We start from the raw sequence: 22,706 nt of genomic DNA on the forward strand, positions 1-22,706 counted from the left end.
TCGTTTTTACTGTTTTTGGTTTATTCAACCGTTCTTAAAAATGTAAAGAATTTTCGAGAATCGTATGTGTTTCACTGTTTAGTTATCAAGGTTGTCTGTCTTGCGACAGCTTGTTTACTTTATCACATCTCTTTTTCTTTGTCAAGAACTTTTTTCAAGTTTTTTCAAAGTTTTTCGAACTCTTTCGGTTTTCCGAACTGTTCTTCTGATCTGTGATTGTCGGCTCTGTTTAAGCGACTTGATTACTTTAACACGTTTGCTTTAAGTTGTCAAGCACTTTTTTAAATTTCTTTTTTCTTTCAGAAATCTATTTGAATTATCTCTTTTCAAGAAACAATTATTTCCGACAGCTCAACTAATATAACACCAGAGCTGACTAATGTCAACAGTTAATTTCATAATTTGACAAACTTTTTTATTTCGTCCAAAAATCTATTAGTCCCATGCCTCCCCCTGTATCTACCAATAAATCCCCCTCTTCTACCACATATATGTATAGTCCGCTTCTTCCTACACTATATATAAGAAAAAGCTACCACCCAAACAACCAGTCCCAACCAACAACCAGCAAGTGCCAATAATTCTTTTCGGCGACATTTGCAGGGCCTTTAGAAAATCTTAGCCTCGGGAAATCTGCGTTATTCGCAAATCACTCACTGTCTGAGCGCAGCGAGTTTGAGTTATTTGCGAATGCTTTTAGCAGATTTCTCGAGGCTTAGCTTTTCTTAAGGCCCGAAACCGAGCCGAAGAGAATTATTTGAGCTTGCGTCCCTAGTGAATTAAAAACTTTATCCTCACACGACTGAAGTCGCGTGCTTCCAGACGCTTTAGGCGTCAGACTGAATATCGGCGGATACGCCTGTAACTTAGGTGCGCAGTTATGCGTATTTCCCATGCCGGATATGGCTGGTTCCCACATTACAGGTAGTCCGCTGTATATCTGCCTGTATCTATGCTGCTTTTAAGAATTCCATTTCTGAATGGAGTTTCCTCAGATCTGCATAGACACATGAGGTCCTACGCTTTACAGAAGGGACTTTTGCCTCCAGTAAAGACCTTTCCGTTGCCGGAAGGGGTTTTAAAAGTTCCCTTATAAAATATCTCGCCCCTATATTACAGGATGCTGACAGGTCACAATTATATCGTTTTCCTGTCTGGAAAGTACAGATGCTGTGATTTTCCCAGTCACGTGTTACCACCCCGGAACCATCATAAGCCAGTCTGCTGGTATTCCATGCACAGATTCTGGATACCCGCATCCCTTTCCTGTGTGCCTGATGTTCACAACACTTCTGGATATCTCTTTTTCTCCACAGGTGCAGTTTCTGCTTTTTCTTTCCCGATATCTTCCCCTGCATCTCCAGATACTCGAACACGATCACATCTGCATGGTTTTCTTCCGCATATCTTACAATCGCACCTGCAATCTTTTTGCCCAGTTCTGTATTCAGACGTTTCGTATATGCCCATCTTCCCTGTGTCTGCGCAGAACCATGTTCCCTCTGGAATCTGCGGATCCGTCCCAATGTACGGTACATCCGGTCTTTTTCACTGGGATGATTGATAAATTTTCTTCCCAGGACAGTTCCGTCTGCCCGCATGATGGTACAGACTGCATCGGTATTAATCCCTAAGTCCACACTGCAGATGATCTGTTCTTTCACAGGTGTTTTGGTAAGTGTTACTTCTTCTGTATAGGAAAAACGCAAAAAATACTTCCGATGTCTCTTTTCCAGAGTCGGGGCAGATGCCTTTTTCCCTGACCAGTATTTTCTCAGATATTCCATATCTGTATGCTCCAGACGTACACAGAACCATTTCCAGTCATGGCCGTCATAGAGTTTCAGGTATGCTTCGTCTTTCCCTTCCGCTCCCTCACGGTACATGACATCACGGTAGAAGACCGGCATGGCATGGTTTTCATATACAAGCTTTGGTTTCCCGCTCTTTCCGTCTGTCTTTTCCCATAGATCCAGCCGTGTTTTATAAGAGGATACTGTCCCCAGTGCATGCTGGATGGCAGATCTGCGCAGATAGGAAGGCATCTTTGGGAACCGGATATCAAAATCAAAACAGGCATGGTTTTTCTTCGTAGTATGTACCAGATGTTCTGCAGCATTAAAACGCCTCTTTGCATCCGGGATTTCTGCTAATTCTTCCCATACCTGCACATAAATTCCAATCAGATAGCTGACAGCAGAACGGTATATCTCCAGTGTCTGGCGGATCGGGATATTATGTTTTCGTAATTCTACACCATAACTGGATATTATCTGCATTTTTATTTCTCCCTGATAACTCTTTTCTCAGATTCTGTTGTTTTTTCTACTACCCATGGCTATATTTTAGCACATATAGTGCCAGAAGTAAACATATGTTCTTTCTTTGAATAAAAAATTTGCGCGTCTAACTCATCACTAAAGTAACGAGAATGCGACGCGCAGTTATTCAACTATTCTTATATAAACAAGCCACCGCCGCCCACAAATTCTGATTCCTCTGATACATCGGCTGATACTCCTCTATCGGCATAGGGCACTCACTCCCCCCATTCTCTATCGTAACCGCAGGAATCCCCAGATTCAGTACAAAATAATCACTACATCCCGCCGCATCTGTAGAATCCTGCACTGTAGAATGCATTTCATACCCCGTTACACCAGACACACACTGTGCCAACTCCTGATCTGTATCCAATACAGTACCCTGACTGCCATAATTCCAGTAAATTAAATTTCCATAAGAATGATATGCAATACAGCAATCCAGATCATAATTCTGTGCGACACTTAACACTGCCTGCGATTCCGGTTCGCTTGCAGGAGCAGTTCCCTTATAACACTCCGTAGAAGGACCAGATGCTCCTATATAAGTATCCCACCCTGCATCAAAATTTCTATTCAGATCAACACCTTCCGCATTTGCCTTCCACGTCCGAAAATACTGTGTTATATCTGAACTTCCCTTTCCATTCGCAAGATCTGTTTGATAACATTCTTCAAGCCTACTCTTCAGGTTGTCATCCGAAATTCCATCTACTCCGTCCTGACTAATCGTCACTCCATCAGGATTTACCATCGGAATAATATGCAGACAAACATTTTCAAATATTTCTTTCCAAGTCTGATCTGCATAACTCCGATTTTCCAATCCACTCAGGTAATCCTCTATCTGGTTCATAGCCAGCACAGTATTCATATATTCTCTGGCATGCATCGTCGCCTGAACCAGAATATGATGCTCCGCATTTACATCTCCCAGAATTACTTCTGTGATATCTCTTCCATCTGCTGTTGTCCCTAATGAATCCACCACCATTTGTCCCGGGTATCGTTCCTGCAAAGCTGCCAGATCCTGCTGCATCTGGTCGTATGAATATTTTAGATTACTTACCTGTACAATTGGAGTTATTATTTCTGAAGCCTTTATTGTAAATGTTCCCGAAATTCCCAACAGCATTCCTACTACTCCAAATATAATCTTTTTATATAATATCCTTTTCATAAAAACTTTTTACTCAAATTCCAAATAATTTGCTAATGAATATCCGTGATTTCCCATATAATAAATTTCGTAAAATCCATTTGACGCAGTTCTTACATAGCTTACTGTCGCACCTAATGGAATCTGACAAATCTCCCCTGAATCCACATCCGGCTGTGGACGTAAGGTAATGCTCTCATTGCAATTCACTACTCTACATGTAGAATAGCTTGAATTACCAGAAGATGATGACAAATAACTTGCCAATGAATATCCTGTATTTCCATTATAAGAAATATAATAGAAACCATTAGAAGCTGTACTGATAAATGACACTGCTGCACCTAATGGAATCTGACAGATTTCTCCGGAGTTTACATCTGGCTGCGGACGTAAAGTGATGCTTTCATTACAATTCACTACATAATAAGTTTCATAATTTGCTGTATTTATCTGCCCTGAAGTTGCCGCTGCAGTTTCTGACGGTTTTGTTGTGGATAAATAAGACGCTAATGCATATCCTGTATTTCCATTATAAATAACCTTATAAAATCCATTTTCTGCTGCTCCTACATAACTTACAGCAGAACCTAATGGAATCTGAGTAATTTCTCCAGAGTTTACATCCGGATTTGGACGTAAAGTAATGCTCTGTTTGCAGTTCACTACATAATAAGTTACATACTGATTCTGTGATGTTGTCTGCTGACTGGCAACAGGCGCTGTCTGCTCTACCTTCTGCGGCACAGGAGTTGCTGTTGGTTCCGGTGTTGGTGTTGCTGTAGGATCTACCTTTTTCGTCTCTTCTTTTGCTTTTTTTGTTTCTTTCTCTGTTGTTTCCTTTTTGGTTGTTTCTTCCTTTGTCTCAGCAGTCTCCGTTGTTTCTGTTTCCTTTTTATTTTTGTTTTCCATATTTATTGACACTGTACATCCACTCATTGAAACTGTTAAAGCCAATGCCAGTGCACTGGCGAGTATTCTTACTTTTCTCCTCTTCATTTTATAAATCCTCCGTTATCTTTTGATGTATTTATCTTTTGATGTATTTATCTTATCATATTTTTGTGATTTTGGCTGATTTTATGCTGAAATAACTGGTTTATCGGATGAATGACCTGTTTTATATAGAAATAAATATTTCTATAATAAATAAAATGCTCTCTTTCAAGCAGAATGAGATATATTATTTCCCATAACTACATAAAAGAGAGCATACCTTAGAACCTTTTCGTCTTTAATTTTTCTTTAGTAATTCCAAACTATCTATTCCCTATCATTTTGTTCTTAACCTTCATTTTTTATCCCTCTTTTCACAAAAATTCTACAAATGTTTATATATACATAGAAGAGGCAGATCTGCCTCTTCTATGTATGCTGAATTTCTATCTCGCATCTTTAATCACAATGCTTTTATCAGAACAATTAAACCAACCATTTTCTCCCCTATAAGAAACCTGACATATAATTTTCATGTCCCTATCAATGTAGAATTTTTCTACTTTAAATTGATGGCCTGGTCTTATAGCTGGTCCAGCATAATCAGCAAGACCTGGCGTTGTACTTGTAAATAGTCCTCTTGTAGAGTAAAAATTCAAAGTACTTTTATCCTTTACTTCTACTTCTTGCGGTAAATTAATACTAATTGCACCATTTCCAAATCTAAATGAAACAAGCATTCCAATATCCTGCTTTGATCCCTGAAATGATGCAAGCATTCCATCATTCTTTTTTTCCGCCACGGTAGAACACATGTAAAACATATCTCCTTTTGTGTATCTCGGATACATTTTTTCAAATTTTACTTTTCCATAATTCCTAGGACGAATTGACCTAAATGCTCCTCTCTGATAATAATATGCTAGTAGGCGTTTGCGAAACGCCACAAGCCGCATAAATACGGCATTTTTTGTTACCTATAAACAAATAACTCCTCACCGGATATGGTATAATAGAGTTGACTAAAAACTATAAACCTACATCCAAGAAAGGAGTTATTCTGATACTTATGATACCATATAAACAGCTTTCTTTGGCAGATATTTTTTCAGATTGCCATGAAAAATTTGAAAATGACAAACCTGCTTTTCTTTCTCTATTAGAAACACATATCGATATTGATGAGTTAATTCCGATTTCTTTTAGAAATCATTTCTATGCATCGACAGGCAGAACCCGTAAATACCCTTTGCAAGCTTTTCTGTGGGCTTTGATTATTCAGCGTATTTTTTCTATCCCTACGGATCAGCTTCTCCTGACTTTTCTCGCTTACTCAAAATCACTTCGGGAATTCTGCGGTTTTATTAAAGTCCCTGACGCTTCCAAAATCACCCGATTCAAACAGGATTTTTTAGATGACCTCCAGCTTGTTTTCGATAACCTTGTTGATGTTACCGAGCCTATCTGTCAGGCGATTGACTCTGCAAAAGCGGATATGACCATCTTTGATTCTTCCGGCATCGAAGCATTTGTTACCGAAAATAATCCCAAGTATGCTAACAGGATCATCAAGCAGCTTAAGGCATATGCGAAAGCTCAGGGCTTTGATAAATCCTATGATCCTTATAAAGCTGCCTATGGTTCCATGCCTTCTCATGCTTCTGCTAATCCTGAGATTAAGCAGCTCTATATCAATGGGCATTTTTGCTATGTCTTCAAGTTCGGTATTGTCACCAACGGACTGGGCATCATCCGCCACATATCTTTTTATAACAAAAACTTTATGGCTTCACATCCTGATATCGTTGTCGAAAAGAAATCCGATTCCCCTGACGAAGATAAATGTGTTCATGATTCAAAGCTTTTAATCCCGACACTGAAGGACTTCTTTTCCAAGCATCCTTTGATTAATCCAAAAACCTTCCTGGGTGATGCTGCTTTCGATACCGCACAGCTCTATAAGAGCCTTCTTACCGGTGACACTTTTGGTAATGATAAACATTTCTCGAAAGCTTATATTCCGCTGAATGCAAGATCCGGACTTGAAAATCTGGATTATTCCATCAATGAAGATGGTATTCCGTGTTGTCCCCATGATCCTTCTTTACAAATGAAATACGAAGGCACTTCCAAACTTCGCAGTGGAGTAACAAGATATAAATTTGTCTGTCCAAAAATGAAATGGATTTATGATAAATCAACTCAAAAAGCCCATCGTCATTGTTTCTGTGACAACCCTTGTACCTCTTCTAAATGTGGGCGGATGGTCTACATCTACCCAGAAAAGAATCTTCGTGCTTATCCCGGAACGATCCGCGGCACCGAAGAATGGGATGATACCTATAAAATCAGGACTATTGTCGAAAGGGATATCAACCACATCAAAGACAATCTCTGTCTTGCAGGACGCCGAACCCAAAATGAGAGGACTCTGCATGCTGATCTGATTCTTGCCGGGATCACACAACTTATTACTGTTGTTCTCGCAGATAAGATCAATCACCACGAATATATTCGAATCATAAAACCACTCATAGCTTAGGACTTACCACTTTCATAAAGTCCATAGCTTATTAAAGTGCGCCTAAAATGTCCGATTATCCATTTTTCATTCCACAAGTCGTGCTCTTCGCGAGTTCTTCCTTGTTTTGGTTCAAGGTTGCGAACGAGCACCGCGAGTTTCGCAATTACCTACTTTAATGGTTATCACCACTTTTCCAGTTTTATTACCTCTTATCACACCTTTGGAATTTACGCTTACCACCTTATTATCAGATGAGCTATAACTGATTCTTGTTCCTGTCATCCAGATTGCTTTTGGCAGTCTCTTTGAACAACCTTTATTAATACTCACACTAGTGAAATTCAAAAACGAAAACATCTTTGCATTAGATGAATCTGTGTGTGTTCCCTGATAAACTGTTACGGCATTTGTTGTTTGTGCTGCTGGTACTTCTGCACTTGCGGCCCCACAAGATAACATCATACATAATAATAAACAAGCTGCTTTTTTCATTCTCTTCTTTTCCTTTTTCATTTTTCATTCCCCTTTTCTTTCTATCTGATTTTATGTATCTCTTGTTGATGATGTTAGATTACCATACAAAGTCTCATTTGCATTCAATTGCTGACGAACAGCATATTTAACCGACAAATGACCTGTTCTGAGCAAAAAAAGAGTGCCTCTTTCAGATTTATGATCCAAAAGTGGCACCCTACATCAATATCTTATTCAGTTAATCAATCTTTCAGTCTGCACACCATATCCCACAGTGCTTTTGCAGAGTTGAAGTTCTCCGGGATGATATCTGCCGGAGTGATTGTAATGTCATAAGTATCCTGCAATTCACTGACAATTGACAGGATTGCAAAGGAATCAAGGATTCCGTCATCAATTAAAGTATCGCAGTTTTCAAAGTCTGCATCCGGCTGGATTTCTTCCAGTAGTTCGATTAATTCTTCCATCGTATTCTCTCCCTGTTTTCTTATTTTTCTGAATTTAAAAGATCTGTATGTACACCATCCCGCACCATACGCAGTCCTTCTCCCTCTGTCCAGAAATAGATTCTCGGAAGAGGACGGCTCAGGAATAAATAGATTCCTTCTGTAACGGAATAAGCACCTACCCGTTCAAATACCAGTATATCATGAAGCTGCGGTTTGTGAAGTGGAAATCTCTTTACGACCACATCGCTGACCGTGCAGAGTGCTCCGCAGAGATTCCAGGATTCTTCTTCACCTTCTGTTTTCTCGTTTCCTTCTGCATCAAGCTGTGTGCAGTATGGCTGCTTCATCGCCATTGCCTGACCATAGTAATTCAGGTGATTGATCCCTCCGTCCATGATCACATACGGCTGTTCTTTATTTATCTTCATATCCACGATTGATGTCACGTAATATCCGCAGGCTGCTGCCAGAAATCTTCCCATCTCAAGAACAACCTTACCCTTGAAGTTAAGTCCTTCCAGAAGTGCTCTGAATTCGCTCAGAACACTCTCCACATCCTCACTCTTATCCTTCTTAAAATACGGAACAAAAAATCCCGGACCATACTCAAGCACCTGTGCTTCAAAGCCACTTTCAGATTTCAACTCTCCGATAAATTCATCCAGATGCTCCAGCTCTGTTTTCATCTGACTGAGATCTTTCTTCTGAGTTCCGGAATAGAACTGAAGTCCCTCTATCTCAACCCCCGGATAATCTGTTCTGTCAGAAATGATTTTCCTGATATCTGCTTCATCTACGCCAAACTGATTTCCGCTTGTTACGCGGATCAACACCGTAATCTTCATGCCAAGTCTCACTGCAGTATCATTCAGAATCTGTAAATGCTGCAAAGACTCTACAGTATACACTCCCTTTCCTCCATATGTAGAAAGTACATATTCCACATCTTCAGGGTTCTTATACACACCCGAAAGAACAATTCTTTCCATCGGCACACCAACACGCTCGCAGATTCTGAATTCACCTGGTGAGCACACTTCAAATGTCGGAACCACATCCATCATGGGTCCTGTAAGAAAAGGATTTGCCTTCATAGCATAACATAACTGTGCTCTCTCTCCAAGACAGCTCTGCACTTTTTTTACAAATTCCTTCATCTTATCCAGGTCAAAAACATAAGCTGGAGTTGGCGTATGTTCTTTCTCGATCAGTTCTTTTATAAATCCATAGGAACTCATTTCTTTTCCTCCTGATACATAGCGGTAAGAGCTTTTCTGTCAATCTTTCCATTCTTTGTAAGAGGCATTCTCTCCACCTGGCGGAATACATTCGGAACCATAAAAGCAGGTACATACTGCCCCAACGCTTTTGCCAGCGGTCTTCTCTCAATATCTCCTTCATAAAAAGCTACGATCTTGCTCTTAACTGTATCAAAAATACAGCAGCTTCTCACAATCTCCGGAACCTTATCCATAGCAGCTTCGATTTCTCCAAGCTCAATACGATGTCCCATATGCTTAATCTGGAAATCCTTACGTGTTGCAAAGCACAACTCACCACGTTCATTATAATAAGCAAGATCACCGGTCCTGTACATTGGCTCCAGATATCTGTCATTCAGTGGATTCTGAACAAAGACCTTCGCAGTCTGTTCTCTGTTTTTGTAATATCCCAGTGCAAGTGCACTTCCGGTTACGCAGAGTTCACCATTTTTATTTTTCTCTGTGATCAGCTTGTCTTCTTCATCCAGAAGGAATACTTTTTCATTTGGAAATGCCTTGCCCATAGGAAGTACATCTCCAGGCTGGAACTCCCTGTCTACAATATAATACGTACAATTACATGTGATCTCAGTTGGTCCATAAATATTTACATACATAACATCCGGCAGATATTTTCTCCAGATATTCAGATGTTTCACAGGCATTGCCTCACCGGAGAAAAGAATCTTCTTAATCTTATCCGGAACTTTATATTCAAATCCGTTCAAAGTTGAGATAATACACAGCGCAGATACTGCCCACACCAGCGTGGTCACTTCCCTCTCGATCAGATAGTCAATCAACTTCATCGGGAAAGAGAATAGCTGCTTCGGAATTATCTGGACAGTTGCTCCTGTCTTCAGTCCGGAATAAATATCTTTAACAGATACATCAAAATCCCAGGGTGCCTGATTTCCCATCACATCTTTATCTGTAATATCAAAAAGCTCTGTAAAACAATCGATAAAATCAAGCACTGAACGATGCCCTACCACAACTCCCTTGGGAACTCCTGTTGACCCGGAAGTAAAAATTCCATACAGCGGATCCACATCCAATGCCTGTTCTCTGATCTCATTCAGCACAGCTTCATTCTCCTGCTCAGCTGCAAGATCCGGAGCCATCAGAACCTTTCCTTTGAACTCCAACTTCTCCAAATCCTTCAGATATTTCTCAGATGTAACGATCACATCACTGTCCAGAATTCCAAGGATCTGCTGAAGTCTGCTCGCCGGCTGTTTTGTATCCATCAGTACATAAAAGCATCCTGCATAAACAGCGCCCATGAAAACCCCGATGGTTTCTACGCTCTTCTCCATAAATACGGGCACCGGATTTCTCGGTGTGAAATGTTTAGCAAGTGCAGTTCCTGTTCTGCGTGCGGTCTGTTCCAGTTCCTTAAATGTGCAGGATGTATGTTCATCTGCAAAAGCTGTCTTCTCCGGATATTTCCGTGCGGATTCTTCCAGATATTCCAGAATACTTGTTTTCATATGTAATTCCTCCCCTCTGTACTTCACAAGGTTTTTATTCATTTTACTACTGTCTGTCCTATTTTCACAATATCAACAAGTAAATATTTACAATTAAAGCAGGAAACTTTTTTGATTCATTCAAACTAAATCAGGTAAGTTCCTGCTTCAATTACCAGTAACCATAATCAGTAACTAATATTTAACTAATCAATTTTTCTGTCCGACGCTATCCAGAACCTGTGCAAGAACCTTTGAATATGCTTCTGCCGCATCTCCATTCATATGTCCGTCATAGTCTGTATAAGCTTTCAGGTCATGTGTAAATGTCTTGAAATATTCTGTGTTAAAGTTCAGATACTCCACACCCTGTTCCTCAAAGAACTGGCCGAAATATTTCCATGCAGCATTGTAATTATCGCTGTAATCCTTCAGTGTATTAATCGGAATCGGTGTTGTTACTGCCACAAATTCAATATCATTTTCTTTGCAGTATGCGATCAGCTTTTTCAGATATTCCATGTTTTCTTCATTTACCTGACCCTCTTCATAGAGCTTCGGTTCAGACTTCTTAAGCTTCGTCACGTCCACCGGATATCTCTCGATAAATCCGCTCTCATGATATTCCTGAGAATCACTCTTCAGATGAGATACATCATAATCGCCGGATACTTTCTGGGTGAATGTATCCTTTACCTTCGGCAATTCATAGCTGAGAGAATATTCATACCACGGAAAAAGCACAGTACGGAAATTACATTTTGCAATAGAATTCCAGAAGTACTCCACCTTTGCTTTTGAGATCGGGAATTCATGATAGAAAAGCAGATAGTTATTTCCTTCTTCCTTCTCTGATACAAAATATCCCGGGTCAACCTCGTAGATAATTCTCTTTGGATTCTGTTTCTCTTTGATCAGTTTGACCAGATAATATGCATCAATTCCATACTCGCCGCCGACACAGAGATTATGTCCGCTGCGTCCCGTAACTTCCTCCATCACATCCGGATTAATATCCATTTTTCCATGGGAAGTTCCAACAATAATATCGTCAAACTGCTGTGTCACAACTGCATGCACATCATTTCTCATAAATGTACATGGATAAAGTGCCAGGTCAAGTGCTGCCAGAAGAGCCACACACACGACCAGTACCAGGAACGTTTTTAAAACTTTTTTAAAATTGCGCATAAATAAATCCTCTCGCTACTGCTGTTGATCCAAAGAAACCGATGGATGCCAGCAGACAAAAATAAATTGCTACAGTAATCGGCAGACTCAGTCCTGCAAGTGATTCTCTTATCTTCATGCCACGTTCCTGAAGGACACTTACGATAAACAGAATAATGCAGCCTACTGCCAGGATTGCCAGTGCATAAGGAGTAAAAGCAGTTCCCTCTTTACCGGCCGGGATCAGCAGTAACTGTGACGGTGCAAACTTTGTAACAGAGAGCTTCATCATATGAAAAGCCTGTCCCACTGTGTCCGCTCTGTCAAAGAACCAGCTGATATTTACCAGGATAAAAGTACGTATGATCATAAATACATGATACCAGTTCTCTTTTCCAGTGATGTTGAATTTCTTTTTCCAGTTTCTGTAATGTTCTGCCATAAGTCCGCTGAAAGCAATGATAATACCATTGTACATACCGTACACAATGTACTTCCATGCTGCACCATGCCACACACCAACCACAAAGAATACGATCAGGTTAGCCAGACAGATTGGCAATGTACGTCCGGTCTTTTTGCCAAATACTTTCTTACCCCATTTACCGAATTTTCCCATCCATTTAGATAAGGTCACCGGATAGAACACATAATCCTTCATCCAGGTACCGAGTGTGATATGCCAGCGGTGCCAGAAGTCTGTAATGGAAATGGAGAAGAATGGACGCTTGAAGTTCTCATCCAGTTCGATTCCAAACATAGACGCAATACCGATTACTACATCCATTCCACCGGAAAAGTCTGCATACAGCTGAACTGTGTAAAATAAAACGCCAAAGATAGCAAGTCCGCTGTACTGATCCGGATTATCAAAAATCGCATCTACAAACACTGCTGCCCAGTCTGCCAGGATCATCTTCTTAAAGAAGCCCCAGAGAATACGTTCAAATCCTCTGGCAATATTCTTACCCTCGAACTTATGCGGCTCATAAAGCTGATGTGCCAGACGGCTGTATCTTCCGATTGGTCCCTGAAGGATCTGCGGAAAGAAGGAAACAAACAATGCATATTTTACAGGATTCTTCTCTGCTTCACAGCGTTTCCAGTACACATCCAGCAAATATCCGGATGACTGGAAAGTATAAAAAGAAATTCCAAGTGGAAGCAGAATTTCCATCCCTCTTAAATTCATGTGAAATAAAGCATTAAGATTCTCGATAGCAAAATTTGTATACTTCACAACTCCAAGCATACCGAAATTCAATATCAGTCCGAGAACAAGAAGGTTTCTGGCACCTTTGTGGCTTCCGCCTGCTTCCGTCTTCTCAACTGCAAGTGCAATGCCCCAGGTAACCAGTGTAGAAAAGAGGATGAAGCCCACATAACGGACACCACCAGCCAGATAATAAATGTAGCTGAAACATAACAGAACCAGCCACTGGAGTTTGTGCGGTACAATATAATAAACAAATACACTCACCGCCACAAACAGTAAAAACAAGTTTGAAACTAATGACATGATCTTTCTCCCTAAATATGTACAACTTTCTTATATGTTACTCTTATACATCACTCATCCAGATCAAACATCTTTTACTGCATATAAGCAGTTATTCTGATACTAATCTTCATTCTGTAAACAGTAACCATATATTTCCCACTGTACTTAACAAGGGCACTGCACTATGTTATTACCTCAGATAATGCAGCGCCCTGTTTTTATTATTCTTATTTTTGATTTATGATTTCTATAGATATTTATCTGTAAAAATTCAAAACTGTCAATTTCAGATCAATGGAACTTTCACATTTATCTCATATTTGTCTGATCTGATTAATTTAATAATCCGTCATCCAGGCATCCGTTTCCACCATCATCGGAACCACTGTCATCAGATCCGTCATAGTCGTAATCGTCAGAGTCATCATAATCGTAGTCATAATCATTACTGTAATCATAATCGTTGCTATAATCGTAATCATTACTGTAATCATAATCACTGCTGTTGTCATAGCTCTCTGTTGACTGAGAAGTTGTCTGTGCAGGTGTTTCTGTTGGTTTCGGAAGCAGGTCTTTCTCTGTCTGCAGAGTATTGTATTCCTTCTTCTGACTGATACTGTCAAATACCAGATATGCTACTTCATCTTCCAGATGAAGCTCTGCTTCTTCTGTATCACCAAATGGGAAAGTATGAATTTCAGCTGTTGTTCCATCTTCGAAAGTTAACTGAATGTTGTATTTTGGAACTTCTTTCTCAGCATCGTCTTTCTCTTCTCCGTCTGCTGTCTCCTCTGTTTTTGTATCTTCTTTGGTTTCTTCTGTTTCTGCAGCGTCCTTGCTGTCATCTGCTGCATCTTTGTTCTCTTCGTCTGCTTTATCTTTAGCATTCGGATCAAACCAGAGAACTCTTTCTTCATCTGCTTCGAACTTATCTTCCTCTTTCAGGAAATTATCCGGATATTCTTCGTCCTTTTCATTTTTAACAGCAACACCTGTGATAACTTTACCTGTAAGGTTTTTCAGCTTTACAGAAAGAACACCTTCTGTGTCCTCTTCCGGTTTCTCACCGATTGTCTTTAAATCTTCATCCTTTGCTTCGTCATCTGCAGTTTCTGTATCATCTGCTTCTTTATTCTCTGTGTCTGCTGCATCCTTGTCAGCATCATCTGATGTTTCTGTTTTTGCTGTAGTATCTGCTGCCATAGCTGCCTGAGTAAATACAAGACTGCTTCCAAGTGCTGCCATCATAAATGCTGTTACGATTTTTCTTTTCATAATTTTAGTCCTTTCTAGTCGTTCTTTATAGTTTTTTACTGCTTTAGTTTACTCTCTTATAATTCACATATTTCAAAGTGCCCTTAGCGCCATATGTAATTTTATATCCATTGTATCCCTTTGGACCATATTCATGCTGGAAGTTTGGATCGTACACATAAGTCTTTGTTTTACCGCCAACTTTCTGATCAATCTCAACCCATGCATGAGAGTTTTTACCTTTTTTAGTTAAAGCATAACCCTTTACAAAGTGAGCGTCGTATCCTGCAACTTTAGCCATCCAGTAAAAAGTAGCTGCCATTACATAACAATCACCTGCTCCTGTTTTAAACCCAAATACGCCATATTCTGCAGGTGTATTTTTTGCAAATTTTGTATTTCCATCATATGTAAGGGATGCAGACCAATTAAATGCTTTTTTCAAATTACCTTTATTTCTCTCAAGTACATTCGCTGCCATAGTCTCAACATCCGACAACTTTGTTGCCCGGCCATTCTTTTTAATTTTATAATAAGCATTCCTACTAACTTTATAGTACGGTTTGTTGGTTACAAGTTTTCCGTTTTTATCAAAACAATATGTGTATTTTCCAATTTTTTTTGCCTTATTTGTAACCTTTTTACCATTTTCGTAATAATATTTAACTCCTTTGACCGTTTTCCATCCGCTCTTTACTTTCGGAGTTGGTGTTACATCAGGTGTCTCAACTGTTCCATCTACATAATCAATAACAGTTGACTGCTCTGCCATAACCGGCATCACCGGTGTAAATGCCATTACTGAACTAAGTAATAATGCTGTAATCTTTTTTCTGTTCATATTCTGATCCTCTCTTCTTAGTCAATTTATTATTTGCAATTCACTAGTACATCGTTTCGTAAATAACTGGTTCGCTTAAACTACCGTCTTACGGTAATACTTGCAACTACCTCTGCGCTGCTTCCTTTTCCAGTCGGGCGTACAACATTTAACTGTACATAATCATAAGTATAAGTAACATCCTTGCCGTTTCCATCCAGCATACATGTATTGCTCTTGCTTATTGTGCATTTTTTATATTTTCCAAGAACTTTCTTGATTTTTGATGCATTGTTCAGTTTTCCAAGAGTAGAAGTTGCTGCATATTTTCTGTATAAAGTTGTCTTCTTGGTATCTACAGCTCCTGTTTTCGGATTGAAGTAATACAGCTTCGGAATATCATAGATATTCGGGCTTCCTACACGGATTCCCTGTACTGTATGACCATTCACATCAAAGCCATAATATTTAGTACCAATCTTTTTCATCAGAATGCCATATTTTCCAACAGTATCTTTATCCGCCTGATAAGCAGCACCCTTTTTGTCGAAATAATAGCGGAAACCGCTGGAAGTTACTCCCCAGTTGTTAGTAACTTTCTGGTTGTTCGCATCATAACCATATCTTTTACCTGTTTTCTTGTCCAGTTTTACTTTGACAGTCTGTGGGCTTGCTGCATGTACTGTTTCAGCTACAGTAGCTAACGGTGTCAGCATAAGAAGCATGCAAAGTACGACTGCCAGAAATCTCTTTGTCTGTTTCATCTTCATTCTCCTTTTTTAAAATTTAATTTTGTACTCAATTGTATATGCAGGACGTGTATACGCACCAAATAAGGTTCCGTACATGTTATCGTAGTAAAGACCATTGATCATAACAAAACTGTGTCCATCTGGAATTGTAATGACATATGGTTCATATCCCAGCTCCTTCGCAATTGCTGCAACACTGCTGGCAATTCCATAACAATTTCCTGTCAGACCATTCTGGAACATCTGAAGGGCATATTTATAAACCCAGTCTTTTGTCTTAAATTCCTGTGGTGTCGGATCCATATTTCCTACGAAGTTTGTATAGGCCATGATATAGCGGAAACAGGAACGGAATTTCTCATAATTGCTTGAATTTGCATTGCTGTGACGTGCGATAAAGTTTCTCGCTGCAAGCTTGCATCTCGCCTGTGTCAGATTTGACGCATATCCGTTCTTGTTAAATTTAATTCCGCCTACCGTCTCATTTGTTGCGCATTTACCGTTCTTATGCACATAGTACATTTTACCATTTAGTTCATTCCAACCTGTAATGGCTCTTCCCTTGGCATCAACGAAATATTTCACGCCATTAACCTTTACAACCGTATTCTTTCCAGGCATTAATCTCTGTGCATTTTTGTCAAATACATAGAAGACACCATTAATTTTGTAATGACCATCATGGGCGGCAACACCATTTGATTTAAACCAATAATATTTGCCGTTGACCTTCTTCCATTTATTTCGGATTGGCTTATTATTTACGTAATAGCGATATATTTTGCCTTCCTTCAGCAAACCTTTTTTGGGCGCTGGTGTTGGTGTTGCAGTTGGTAATGGTACCTCAGGTGTTACTTCCGGTGACGGTGTTACAGTAACTGTGGGTTCATTTGTATTCTCTGCAGCATAAGCACTCCCCGCTCCAAATGTAAGTGCTGCTGTCATCATCACGGCTGCAAATGTAACTTTCAGCGCAGATGAATTTCTCTTTCTTTTCATCAGTTTTTCCTCCTCATACTGTGTCGTATTTAAAGTTGTCCTCCTTTGCATTTTATATTGCAATTATAGTATATTGGCCGTGTCTTTTCAATTCATCGAACGACTTTTTTATACAAAAACTGCCGGATTTTCCATATTTCGGGAAGTCCGGCAGTGGTTTTTGCTACTTAACAACTACTGTTTGGGTTTTGCTCATCCTAGATGTTACACCATTTATATCACATACACCTATTTTGCTTATTATTTATTTAGAAGCACATATTATTTTATAAAGATATCAATAATTTAATGAATATATCATTAGAATTTTCTAATAAATCCTCGCAAATTTTAAAAATCATAATTTGTTTTTACCTATTCAAACTAATAAATTCGTTTAAATTCAATTTGACTTGCTGTTGAAGACCAATATTTATTATACGCTTTTTTATATTCTGCTTTTGAAACTTCTTTATTATCAACTGTATACTTCATATAATAAGGAGCAGATTCTTTAATCTCTTGCCATCCCACTCGTTGCAAAATCTTCAACTTTCCCTTATTCACAGTAACATACATTTTTGAATCAAAATCACTACCACTATTGGCAAAAATCAACATTTTTTTATTAAGTAATTGATGCCCACGTGCCCCTGCTCCTTCAAAACAAATCAATGGATTTACCTTTCCATTATAATAAGTCAATAACAGTACTCTATTATCTCTCCAATTACTAGGATCTGTTGAAAGTAATAATTCTTTGATACCATCTTTATTTAAATCTATCAATTTGTAGTATGTAAAATCGCTACGTTTTACTTTCCTCTTATCTATTTTAATTCCATCATAGTATTTAACATAATAATTTCCAGTTTTAGAACCAAGTATTTTTTTATACCAGTCCTTTTGTAAATCACATATCTTTACTTTCAACTTTACATAATAAGTTTTCTTATTCTGTATAATTTTAGCTGTTATGATTACATTTCCAGTTTGAATTCCTTTTATAATGCCTTTGGAGTTCACATATGCAACTTTATTATTTGATGAACTATAGCTAATTTTAGCTCCCAAAAGTACATTATCAATTACAAACTGCTTTGTCTTTCCTTTATTAATAGTAATGCTATTTTCTCCACTTTGGGGAACTTTACTTTCTTGGCTAATACTAGTATAATATAAATTAAGTTGTTGATAGCTTCGATATCTGGTATAATGGACTTAATCAATACATTTTATGGAGGTCAATTATGCCAGCATTACCTTATAGTATAACAATATCAGATGAGGAACGTGCCTATCTGAAATCATTGATTAAAACCAGAACTATCCAGGCACAGGTTGTTGACCGTGCCCGTATGTTGTTATGGAAATCTGAAGCCAAAACAGACAAAGCTATTGCAGATGGTCTTGGAGTTAGCGTGAATACTGTCCGCCGTTGTATTAGCCGTTATCTCAGTAGTGGAATTAACCTTGCTGTATTTGATGATGAACGTTCCGGCCGTCCAACTGAGATTACTGACGATGCAAAAGCATGGATTGTCAGTATAGCCTGCCAAAAACCCTGTGATCTTGGCTATGCCGCAGAATTATGGACATTGGCAGCATTGCACAAACACATACAAGAACATGCTGAAGAAGCTGGCTATCCACGATTAAAAACAGTTACAAAACCGTGGCTTCAAAAATATCTCAAAAAGATGGAGATTAAACCGTTCAAAATCAAGTATTATCTTGAACGCAAAGACCCTGATTTTGAGAACAAAATGCATGATGTCCTCCTGGTTTATAAACAGGTGGAGATGCAGTTTGATGATAATGGAAATATCACCATACCGGACAACGGGCATTTGACACATACTGTTTCGTATGATGAGAAACCCGGCATTCAGGCTATTGCCAACAAATACCCTGACCATAATCCAACAGAGGAAAACGGTTATGTCCGTCGGGATTATGAGTATGTGCGGCTTGGAACGCTGTCATTGCTTGCAGGTATTGATCTCCTGACAGGCGAGGCAATTCCATTGGTTAGTCAGACACACAAAAGTTCTGATTTTATTAAGTTTTTAAAGATTCTCGATGCAAAATATCCAGAAGGTGACACAATTCGGTTGATACTGGACAATCACTCAGCGCATACTTCAAAGGAAACACGTCAGTTTCTAGCAACATTGCCAGAAGATCGTTTCGTGTTTGTATTTACTCCGACACACACCTCGTGGCTGAACATGATTGAAAGCTTCTTTAGCAAAATGACAAAGCAAATGTTAAAGGGCATTCGTGTCAATTCAAAGGAGGAACTATCGGAACGAATATACCTCTACTTCGATGAGATCAATGCTGATCCGATCGTCTATCATTGGACATATAAAATGGATGAAATTGATCCGGATGAAGCAGCAACTATTTAAACTATCAACAATTTATTATTCGATGTACTAGAATATATCTCTGGTACACTATTTGCCAATATACTAACATTCTGTTGTAATGTAATTAACATAACAGTTAATATTATTATAGAAAGTTTTTTTAAAAATTTTTTCTTCATAAATCATACATCTCCTTTTTATAAGCTACCATTTTTCATGAAACAATCTTATCATCATTTATTTATCTACACAATATAAAGTGTACTTTTTGAAAATATTCATTTATCTTTCGTCCATAAGATACGACTCATTTAAACTTATATAAATTTTTATTCCATAATAATCTTGCCACAAGATTCCTAGATTCTTCACCCATCTTTGTACAATTCGCCCCTTGACGAAAATGCCCCTCCAAGGTGTATCATAACCATGTGTTAAAGGAGGTAACCTATTATGTTTGAGACATTAGGAGAAAAGACAGAAGAGAAAGCAATGGTGCAGTTCCTTGAACGCTTTACAGATTATCCATTTCTGGTAAAGTTTAAGAATTCCGAATATCATATCGGAGAAGGAGAACCTACATTTACAGTTAATTTCAAAAAAGCAATTCCTCTCGCAGATCTGGTCAAGAGTACTTCACTGGCATTGGGTGAAGCTTATATGCGTGGTGACCTTGAAATCGAGGGAAATCTTTACGAAGCACTGGATCATTTTCTGGGACAGATGGGTAAATTCTCTACCAATGAATCTGCCCTGAAAAAAATCATGTTCAGCTCCACATCTAAAAAGAACCAGGAAAAGGAAGTAACCAGCCATTATGACATCGGAAATGATTTCTACAAATTATGGCTGGACGAAACTATGAGTTATTCCTGTGGCTACTTCATTCATGAAGACGATACACTGTATCAGGCACAGGTAAATAAAGTTGATTATATTCTTAAGAAATTACATCTCGAAGAAGGAATGAGCCTTCTGGATATCGGCTGCGGATGGGGATTCCTGTTAATTGAAGCTGCAAAGAAATATAAAGTTCATGGCACTGGAATTACTTTGAGCCATGAACAGTATGCAGAATTCCAGAAACGTATTAAAGAACAGAAACTGGAAGATTATCTTACGGTTGAACTGATGGATTACCGTGATCTGCCGAAACATGATTACCAATTTGACCGAGTTGTCAGTGTCGGTATGCTGGAGCATGTGGGTCGTGACAATTATCAGCTCTTCCTTGACTGTGTAGAAAAAGTTCTGAAACCCGGCGGATTATTCCTACTTCACTTTATCAGTGCTCTTAAAGAACATCCGGGTGACCCATGGGTTAAAAAATATATCTTCCCGGGCGGAACAGTTCCAAGCCTCAGAGAAATTCTAAATCACATGGCAGAAGACAATTTCCATACTCTGGATATTGAAAACCTTCGTCTTCACTATAACAAAACCCTGCTTCACTGGGAAAAGAATTTCCGAGATAATATCGAAAAAGAAAGAACTATGTTTGATGAAACATTCCTGCGTATGTGGGATCTCTACTTATCTGCATGTGCTGCTACCTTCCATAACGGAATTATTGATCTTCACCAGATTCTTATGACTAAAGGAATTAATAATGAACTGCCAATGACACGGTGGTATTAAAACACATTCAATCTAAAAAATGCAGTCTGATCTATCATTTTTAAGACCAGGCTGCATATTCTTATAAATTCAATCTAATTTTTAAATTTTACTTCCTTATCTTTTTACAATATATCCCGCCGGATTTTTGGTTCTTATGAATTCAGAATAACTTAACTTTTTCACAATACAATCTCTTCCAGCATCATATCTACCATTTCCATCTGCATTGCATTCGGTATAGTAAACATACTGTATTCCATTCTCATATGCAACATCTTCAACAAACATAACATGTCCATAGGTTCCAGAAGTCCTTACTGCAATGCTCTTAGGCTGTATAGTATAAGTTACTCTTACTCTGCTATCATTTGAATTCTCAGACAACCAATATTTTGCGTTTCTTGCCGTTCTAAGAGCAATTCCATTTACTTCGTAAAATCTTCCATAAGCATACCAAGTACATTGTCCTTTATATCCACCCCTATAGGAAAGATTTCCATTTGTGTAATAATAGGATGAAATATTTGCTACCGTCTGACCTACTTTATTTTTAAATGCACTTCCAGATGAATTATTAGAAGAGGAAGTTACAGATACTGATGTCAGTTTCCACTTCTGTGCATTAGTACCATTTCCGGTATATACCCATACATTATTTCCGTCCTTTACCTGAGCATTCTGTACATCCAGATAACATCCATTAGCATTTACAATGTAATAGTATCCATTTCCTGCATTTACAAATCGCCACTTCTGCGCATTGGTATCATTCTGTTCCCAAATCTGGACATTTGTTCCGCTTGCACTTCCGCCACCATTTACATCCAGAGATTTTCCAGAATTAACGTCTTTGATTCTGTAATATCCATTGCCAATACTTGTAACTGTCCATTTTTCATTATTGGTATTATGATATGGATAAATCTCTACATTTCCACCATTAAATGTCGCATAATTATTTACGTCAAGAACATAATTCGTATTTAATGCAGTAGCAATTTTATATGTGCCATTTGAAATATTTGCACTTCCATTTCCACTATTAGTGTTTCTAATGTATGCATTAGCATTTGCTGTAGTAATAAATCCATACTTATGTCCATTGGATACCGGATATTTTACCTGTGTATAATTTCCATATGTTCCTAGAATTGTAACTCTGTCTCCTCTGGAGATATATCCATATGAATAGCCATTTGGTCTGCGATATGTTGTCACTTGAGCACTTGCTGTATAAGTATTACCGGATGTTCCTGTTAAAATTGCACTTGTCGGAATATATCCTGTCTTTGATCTTGACCAAGATATCGGATAAGAAACTCTACAATAACGACTCGAAACATACAATACTGTAATTTCATCAGAACCATAAATTGTTCCATAACGTCTGGTTAATCCGGAATTACTATAAACAGTCGTATTTGCGTTATTAATCAGATAACACTTTCGCGTATATGCCGCATATGCCGGCGTGTTCATTACCATACATACCATCAGAAATGCACAGATCACTGCAATTACACTTTTTATTTTTGTTCTCAAATGTTTCATTATAAAACTCTCCTTTCCATAAATAATGCTAATCTTTCTTCTAATTCCCTTTTGCACCCTCCTTTCTTTGATCAATGTAATTATC

General features: G+C 38.5%; 19 protein-coding genes. 3 read left to right on the plus strand and 16 right to left on the minus strand.

The features are described from left to right. Window positions 1-950: 950 nt before the first annotated feature. From ACTNES_RS04340 to ACTNES_RS04355, 4 genes are all read right to left on the minus strand, one after another. Window positions 951-2,279 (minus strand): IS200/IS605 family accessory protein TnpB-related protein, encoded by a 1,329-nt coding sequence (locus ACTNES_RS04340; protein WP_441038603.1) that lies wholly within the window; start codon window positions 2,277-2,279, stop codon window positions 951-953. A gap of 169 nt (window positions 2,280-2,448) precedes the next feature. Further along, window positions 2,449-3,504, minus strand: a complete 1,056-nt coding sequence (locus ACTNES_RS04345) for a M14 family zinc carboxypeptidase (RefSeq protein ID WP_441038604.1) — start codon at window positions 3,502-3,504, stop codon at window positions 2,449-2,451. Window positions 3,505-3,513: 9 nt separating this feature from the next. Next, window positions 3,514-4,482 carry an SH3 domain-containing protein gene (locus ACTNES_RS04350; protein WP_441038605.1) on the minus strand — a complete coding sequence of 323 codons (969 nt, stop codon included), beginning with the start codon at window positions 4,480-4,482 and terminating at the stop codon, window positions 3,514-3,516. A 383-nt stretch (window positions 4,483-4,865) separates the two neighbouring features. Next, entirely contained in the window at window positions 4,866-5,234 is a 369-nt protein-coding gene (locus ACTNES_RS04355; RefSeq protein WP_441038606.1) for a hypothetical protein, read from the minus strand. A gap of 254 nt (window positions 5,235-5,488) precedes the next feature. On the opposite strand from ACTNES_RS04355, the gene ACTNES_RS04360 reads away from it, so the two are divergent. Continuing rightward, the gene (locus ACTNES_RS04360) at window positions 5,489-6,961 is read left to right on the plus strand and encodes a transposase (protein ID WP_441038607.1); all 1,473 of its coding nucleotides are present in this window, start codon (window positions 5,489-5,491) and stop codon (window positions 6,959-6,961) included. Between the two features lie 111 nt (window positions 6,962-7,072). Here ACTNES_RS04360 and ACTNES_RS04365 read toward each other — a convergent pair whose 3' ends face one another. The 11 genes from ACTNES_RS04365 to ACTNES_RS04415 form a co-directional block, all read right to left on the minus strand. After that, complete coding sequence (locus ACTNES_RS04365) at window positions 7,073-7,456, minus strand: Ig-like domain-containing protein (protein ID WP_441038608.1); 384 nt, start codon at window positions 7,454-7,456, stop codon at window positions 7,073-7,075. Between the two features lie 203 nt (window positions 7,457-7,659). Next, the gene (locus ACTNES_RS04370; protein WP_117676612.1) at window positions 7,660-7,884 is read right to left on the minus strand and encodes an acyl carrier protein; all 225 of its coding nucleotides are present in this window, start codon (window positions 7,882-7,884) and stop codon (window positions 7,660-7,662) included. A 20-nt stretch (window positions 7,885-7,904) separates the two neighbouring features. After that, entirely contained in the window at window positions 7,905-9,104 is a 1,200-nt protein-coding gene (locus tag ACTNES_RS04375; protein ID WP_441038609.1) for a diaminopimelate decarboxylase family protein, read from the minus strand. Then, on the minus strand, window positions 9,101-10,621 hold the full coding sequence (locus ACTNES_RS04380; protein ID WP_441038610.1) for an amino acid adenylation domain-containing protein: 1,521 nt from the start codon (window positions 10,619-10,621) through the stop codon (window positions 9,101-9,103). The genes ACTNES_RS04375 and ACTNES_RS04380 overlap by 4 nt, the downstream gene beginning before the upstream one ends. A 189-nt stretch (window positions 10,622-10,810) precedes the next feature. Then, entirely contained in the window at window positions 10,811-11,791 is a 981-nt protein-coding gene (locus tag ACTNES_RS04385; RefSeq protein WP_216458706.1) for a hypothetical protein, read from the minus strand. Next, entirely contained in the window at window positions 11,778-13,289 is a 1,512-nt protein-coding gene (locus tag ACTNES_RS04390) for an MBOAT family O-acyltransferase (protein ID WP_216458707.1), read from the minus strand. The genes ACTNES_RS04385 and ACTNES_RS04390 overlap by 14 nt, the downstream gene beginning before the upstream one ends. A 315-nt stretch (window positions 13,290-13,604) precedes the next feature. Next, window positions 13,605-14,546, minus strand: a complete 942-nt coding sequence (locus tag ACTNES_RS04395; protein WP_291811089.1) for a hypothetical protein — start codon at window positions 14,544-14,546, stop codon at window positions 13,605-13,607. A gap of 43 nt (window positions 14,547-14,589) precedes the next feature. Next, on the minus strand, window positions 14,590-15,297 hold the full coding sequence (locus tag ACTNES_RS04400) for a transglutaminase domain-containing protein (RefSeq protein ID WP_441038611.1): 708 nt from the start codon (window positions 15,295-15,297) through the stop codon (window positions 14,590-14,592). A 149-nt stretch (window positions 15,298-15,446) separates the two neighbouring features. Then, window positions 15,447-16,109 carry a hypothetical protein gene (locus tag ACTNES_RS04405; protein WP_216458710.1) on the minus strand — a complete coding sequence of 221 codons (663 nt, stop codon included), beginning with the start codon at window positions 16,107-16,109 and terminating at the stop codon, window positions 15,447-15,449. 15 nt (window positions 16,110-16,124) lie between these two features. Beyond that, window positions 16,125-17,096 carry a hypothetical protein gene (locus ACTNES_RS04410; protein ID WP_441038612.1) on the minus strand — a complete coding sequence of 324 codons (972 nt, stop codon included), beginning with the start codon at window positions 17,094-17,096 and terminating at the stop codon, window positions 16,125-16,127. Window positions 17,097-17,459: 363 nt separating this feature from the next. Further along, window positions 17,460-18,242 (minus strand): Ig-like domain-containing protein, encoded by a 783-nt coding sequence (locus tag ACTNES_RS04415; RefSeq protein WP_441038635.1) that lies wholly within the window; start codon window positions 18,240-18,242, stop codon window positions 17,460-17,462. 83 nt (window positions 18,243-18,325) lie between these two features. Here ACTNES_RS04415 and ACTNES_RS04420 point away from each other — a divergent pair, with 83 nt between their 5' ends. Continuing rightward, the gene (locus ACTNES_RS04420) at window positions 18,326-19,489 is read left to right on the plus strand and encodes an IS630 family transposase (RefSeq protein ID WP_441038613.1); all 1,164 of its coding nucleotides are present in this window, start codon (window positions 18,326-18,328) and stop codon (window positions 19,487-19,489) included. A 414-nt stretch (window positions 19,490-19,903) separates the two neighbouring features. Next, window positions 19,904-21,088, plus strand: a complete 1,185-nt coding sequence (locus tag ACTNES_RS04425; protein ID WP_441038614.1) for a class I SAM-dependent methyltransferase — start codon at window positions 19,904-19,906, stop codon at window positions 21,086-21,088. Window positions 21,089-21,184: 96 nt separating this feature from the next. Here ACTNES_RS04425 and ACTNES_RS04430 read toward each other — a convergent pair whose 3' ends face one another. Then, a complete protein-coding gene (locus ACTNES_RS04430) occupies window positions 21,185-22,621 on the minus strand; it encodes an RICIN domain-containing protein (RefSeq protein WP_441038615.1) in 1,437 nt (478 codons plus the stop codon). Window positions 22,622-22,706: the final 85 nt, after the last annotated feature.

Source organism: Blautia sp. HCP3S3_D9 (genome assembly GCF_052063845.1).
Taxonomy (GTDB): domain Bacteria; phylum Bacillota; class Clostridia; order Lachnospirales; family Lachnospiraceae; genus Blautia_A.

What these genes read in the sequence shown, in the direction of transcription:
- ACTNES_RS04340 (WP_441038603.1), bottom strand. Translation starts at nt 2,279, where the DNA reads ATGCAGATAATATCCAGTTATGGTGTAGAATTACGAAAACATAATATC.
- ACTNES_RS04345 (WP_441038604.1), bottom strand. Translation starts at nt 3,504, where the DNA reads ATGAAAAGGATATTATATAAAAAGATTATATTTGGAGTAGTAGGAATG.
- ACTNES_RS04350 (WP_441038605.1), bottom strand. Translation starts at nt 4,482, where the DNA reads ATGAAGAGGAGAAAAGTAAGAATACTCGCCAGTGCACTGGCATTGGCT.
- ACTNES_RS04355 (WP_441038606.1), bottom strand. Translation starts at nt 5,234, where the DNA reads ATGTGTTCTACCGTGGCGGAAAAAAAGAATGATGGAATGCTTGCATCA.
- ACTNES_RS04360 (WP_441038607.1), top strand. Translation starts at nt 5,489, where the DNA reads ATGATACCATATAAACAGCTTTCTTTGGCAGATATTTTTTCAGATTGC.
- ACTNES_RS04365 (WP_441038608.1), bottom strand. Translation starts at nt 7,456, where the DNA reads ATGAAAAAGGAAAAGAAGAGAATGAAAAAAGCAGCTTGTTTATTATTA.
- ACTNES_RS04370 (WP_117676612.1), bottom strand. Translation starts at nt 7,884, where the DNA reads ATGGAAGAATTAATCGAACTACTGGAAGAAATCCAGCCGGATGCAGAC.
- ACTNES_RS04375 (WP_441038609.1), bottom strand. Translation starts at nt 9,104, where the DNA reads ATGAGTTCCTATGGATTTATAAAAGAACTGATCGAGAAAGAACATACG.
- ACTNES_RS04380 (WP_441038610.1), bottom strand. Translation starts at nt 10,621, where the DNA reads ATGAAAACAAGTATTCTGGAATATCTGGAAGAATCCGCACGGAAATAT.
- ACTNES_RS04385 (WP_216458706.1), bottom strand. Translation starts at nt 11,791, where the DNA reads ATGCGCAATTTTAAAAAAGTTTTAAAAACGTTCCTGGTACTGGTCGTG.
- ACTNES_RS04390 (WP_216458707.1), bottom strand. Translation starts at nt 13,289, where the DNA reads ATGTCATTAGTTTCAAACTTGTTTTTACTGTTTGTGGCGGTGAGTGTA.
- ACTNES_RS04395 (WP_291811089.1), bottom strand. Translation starts at nt 14,546, where the DNA reads ATGAAAAGAAAAATCGTAACAGCATTTATGATGGCAGCACTTGGAAGC.
- ACTNES_RS04400 (WP_441038611.1), bottom strand. Translation starts at nt 15,297, where the DNA reads ATGGCAGAGCAGTCAACTGTTATTGATTATGTAGATGGAACAGTTGAG.
- ACTNES_RS04405 (WP_216458710.1), bottom strand. Translation starts at nt 16,109, where the DNA reads ATGAAACAGACAAAGAGATTTCTGGCAGTCGTACTTTGCATGCTTCTT.
- ACTNES_RS04410 (WP_441038612.1), bottom strand. Translation starts at nt 17,096, where the DNA reads ATGAAAAGAAAGAGAAATTCATCTGCGCTGAAAGTTACATTTGCAGCC.
- ACTNES_RS04420 (WP_441038613.1), top strand. Translation starts at nt 18,326, where the DNA reads ATGCCAGCATTACCTTATAGTATAACAATATCAGATGAGGAACGTGCC.
- ACTNES_RS04425 (WP_441038614.1), top strand. Translation starts at nt 19,904, where the DNA reads ATGTTTGAGACATTAGGAGAAAAGACAGAAGAGAAAGCAATGGTGCAG.
- ACTNES_RS04430 (WP_441038615.1), bottom strand. Translation starts at nt 22,621, where the DNA reads ATGAAACATTTGAGAACAAAAATAAAAAGTGTAATTGCAGTGATCTGT.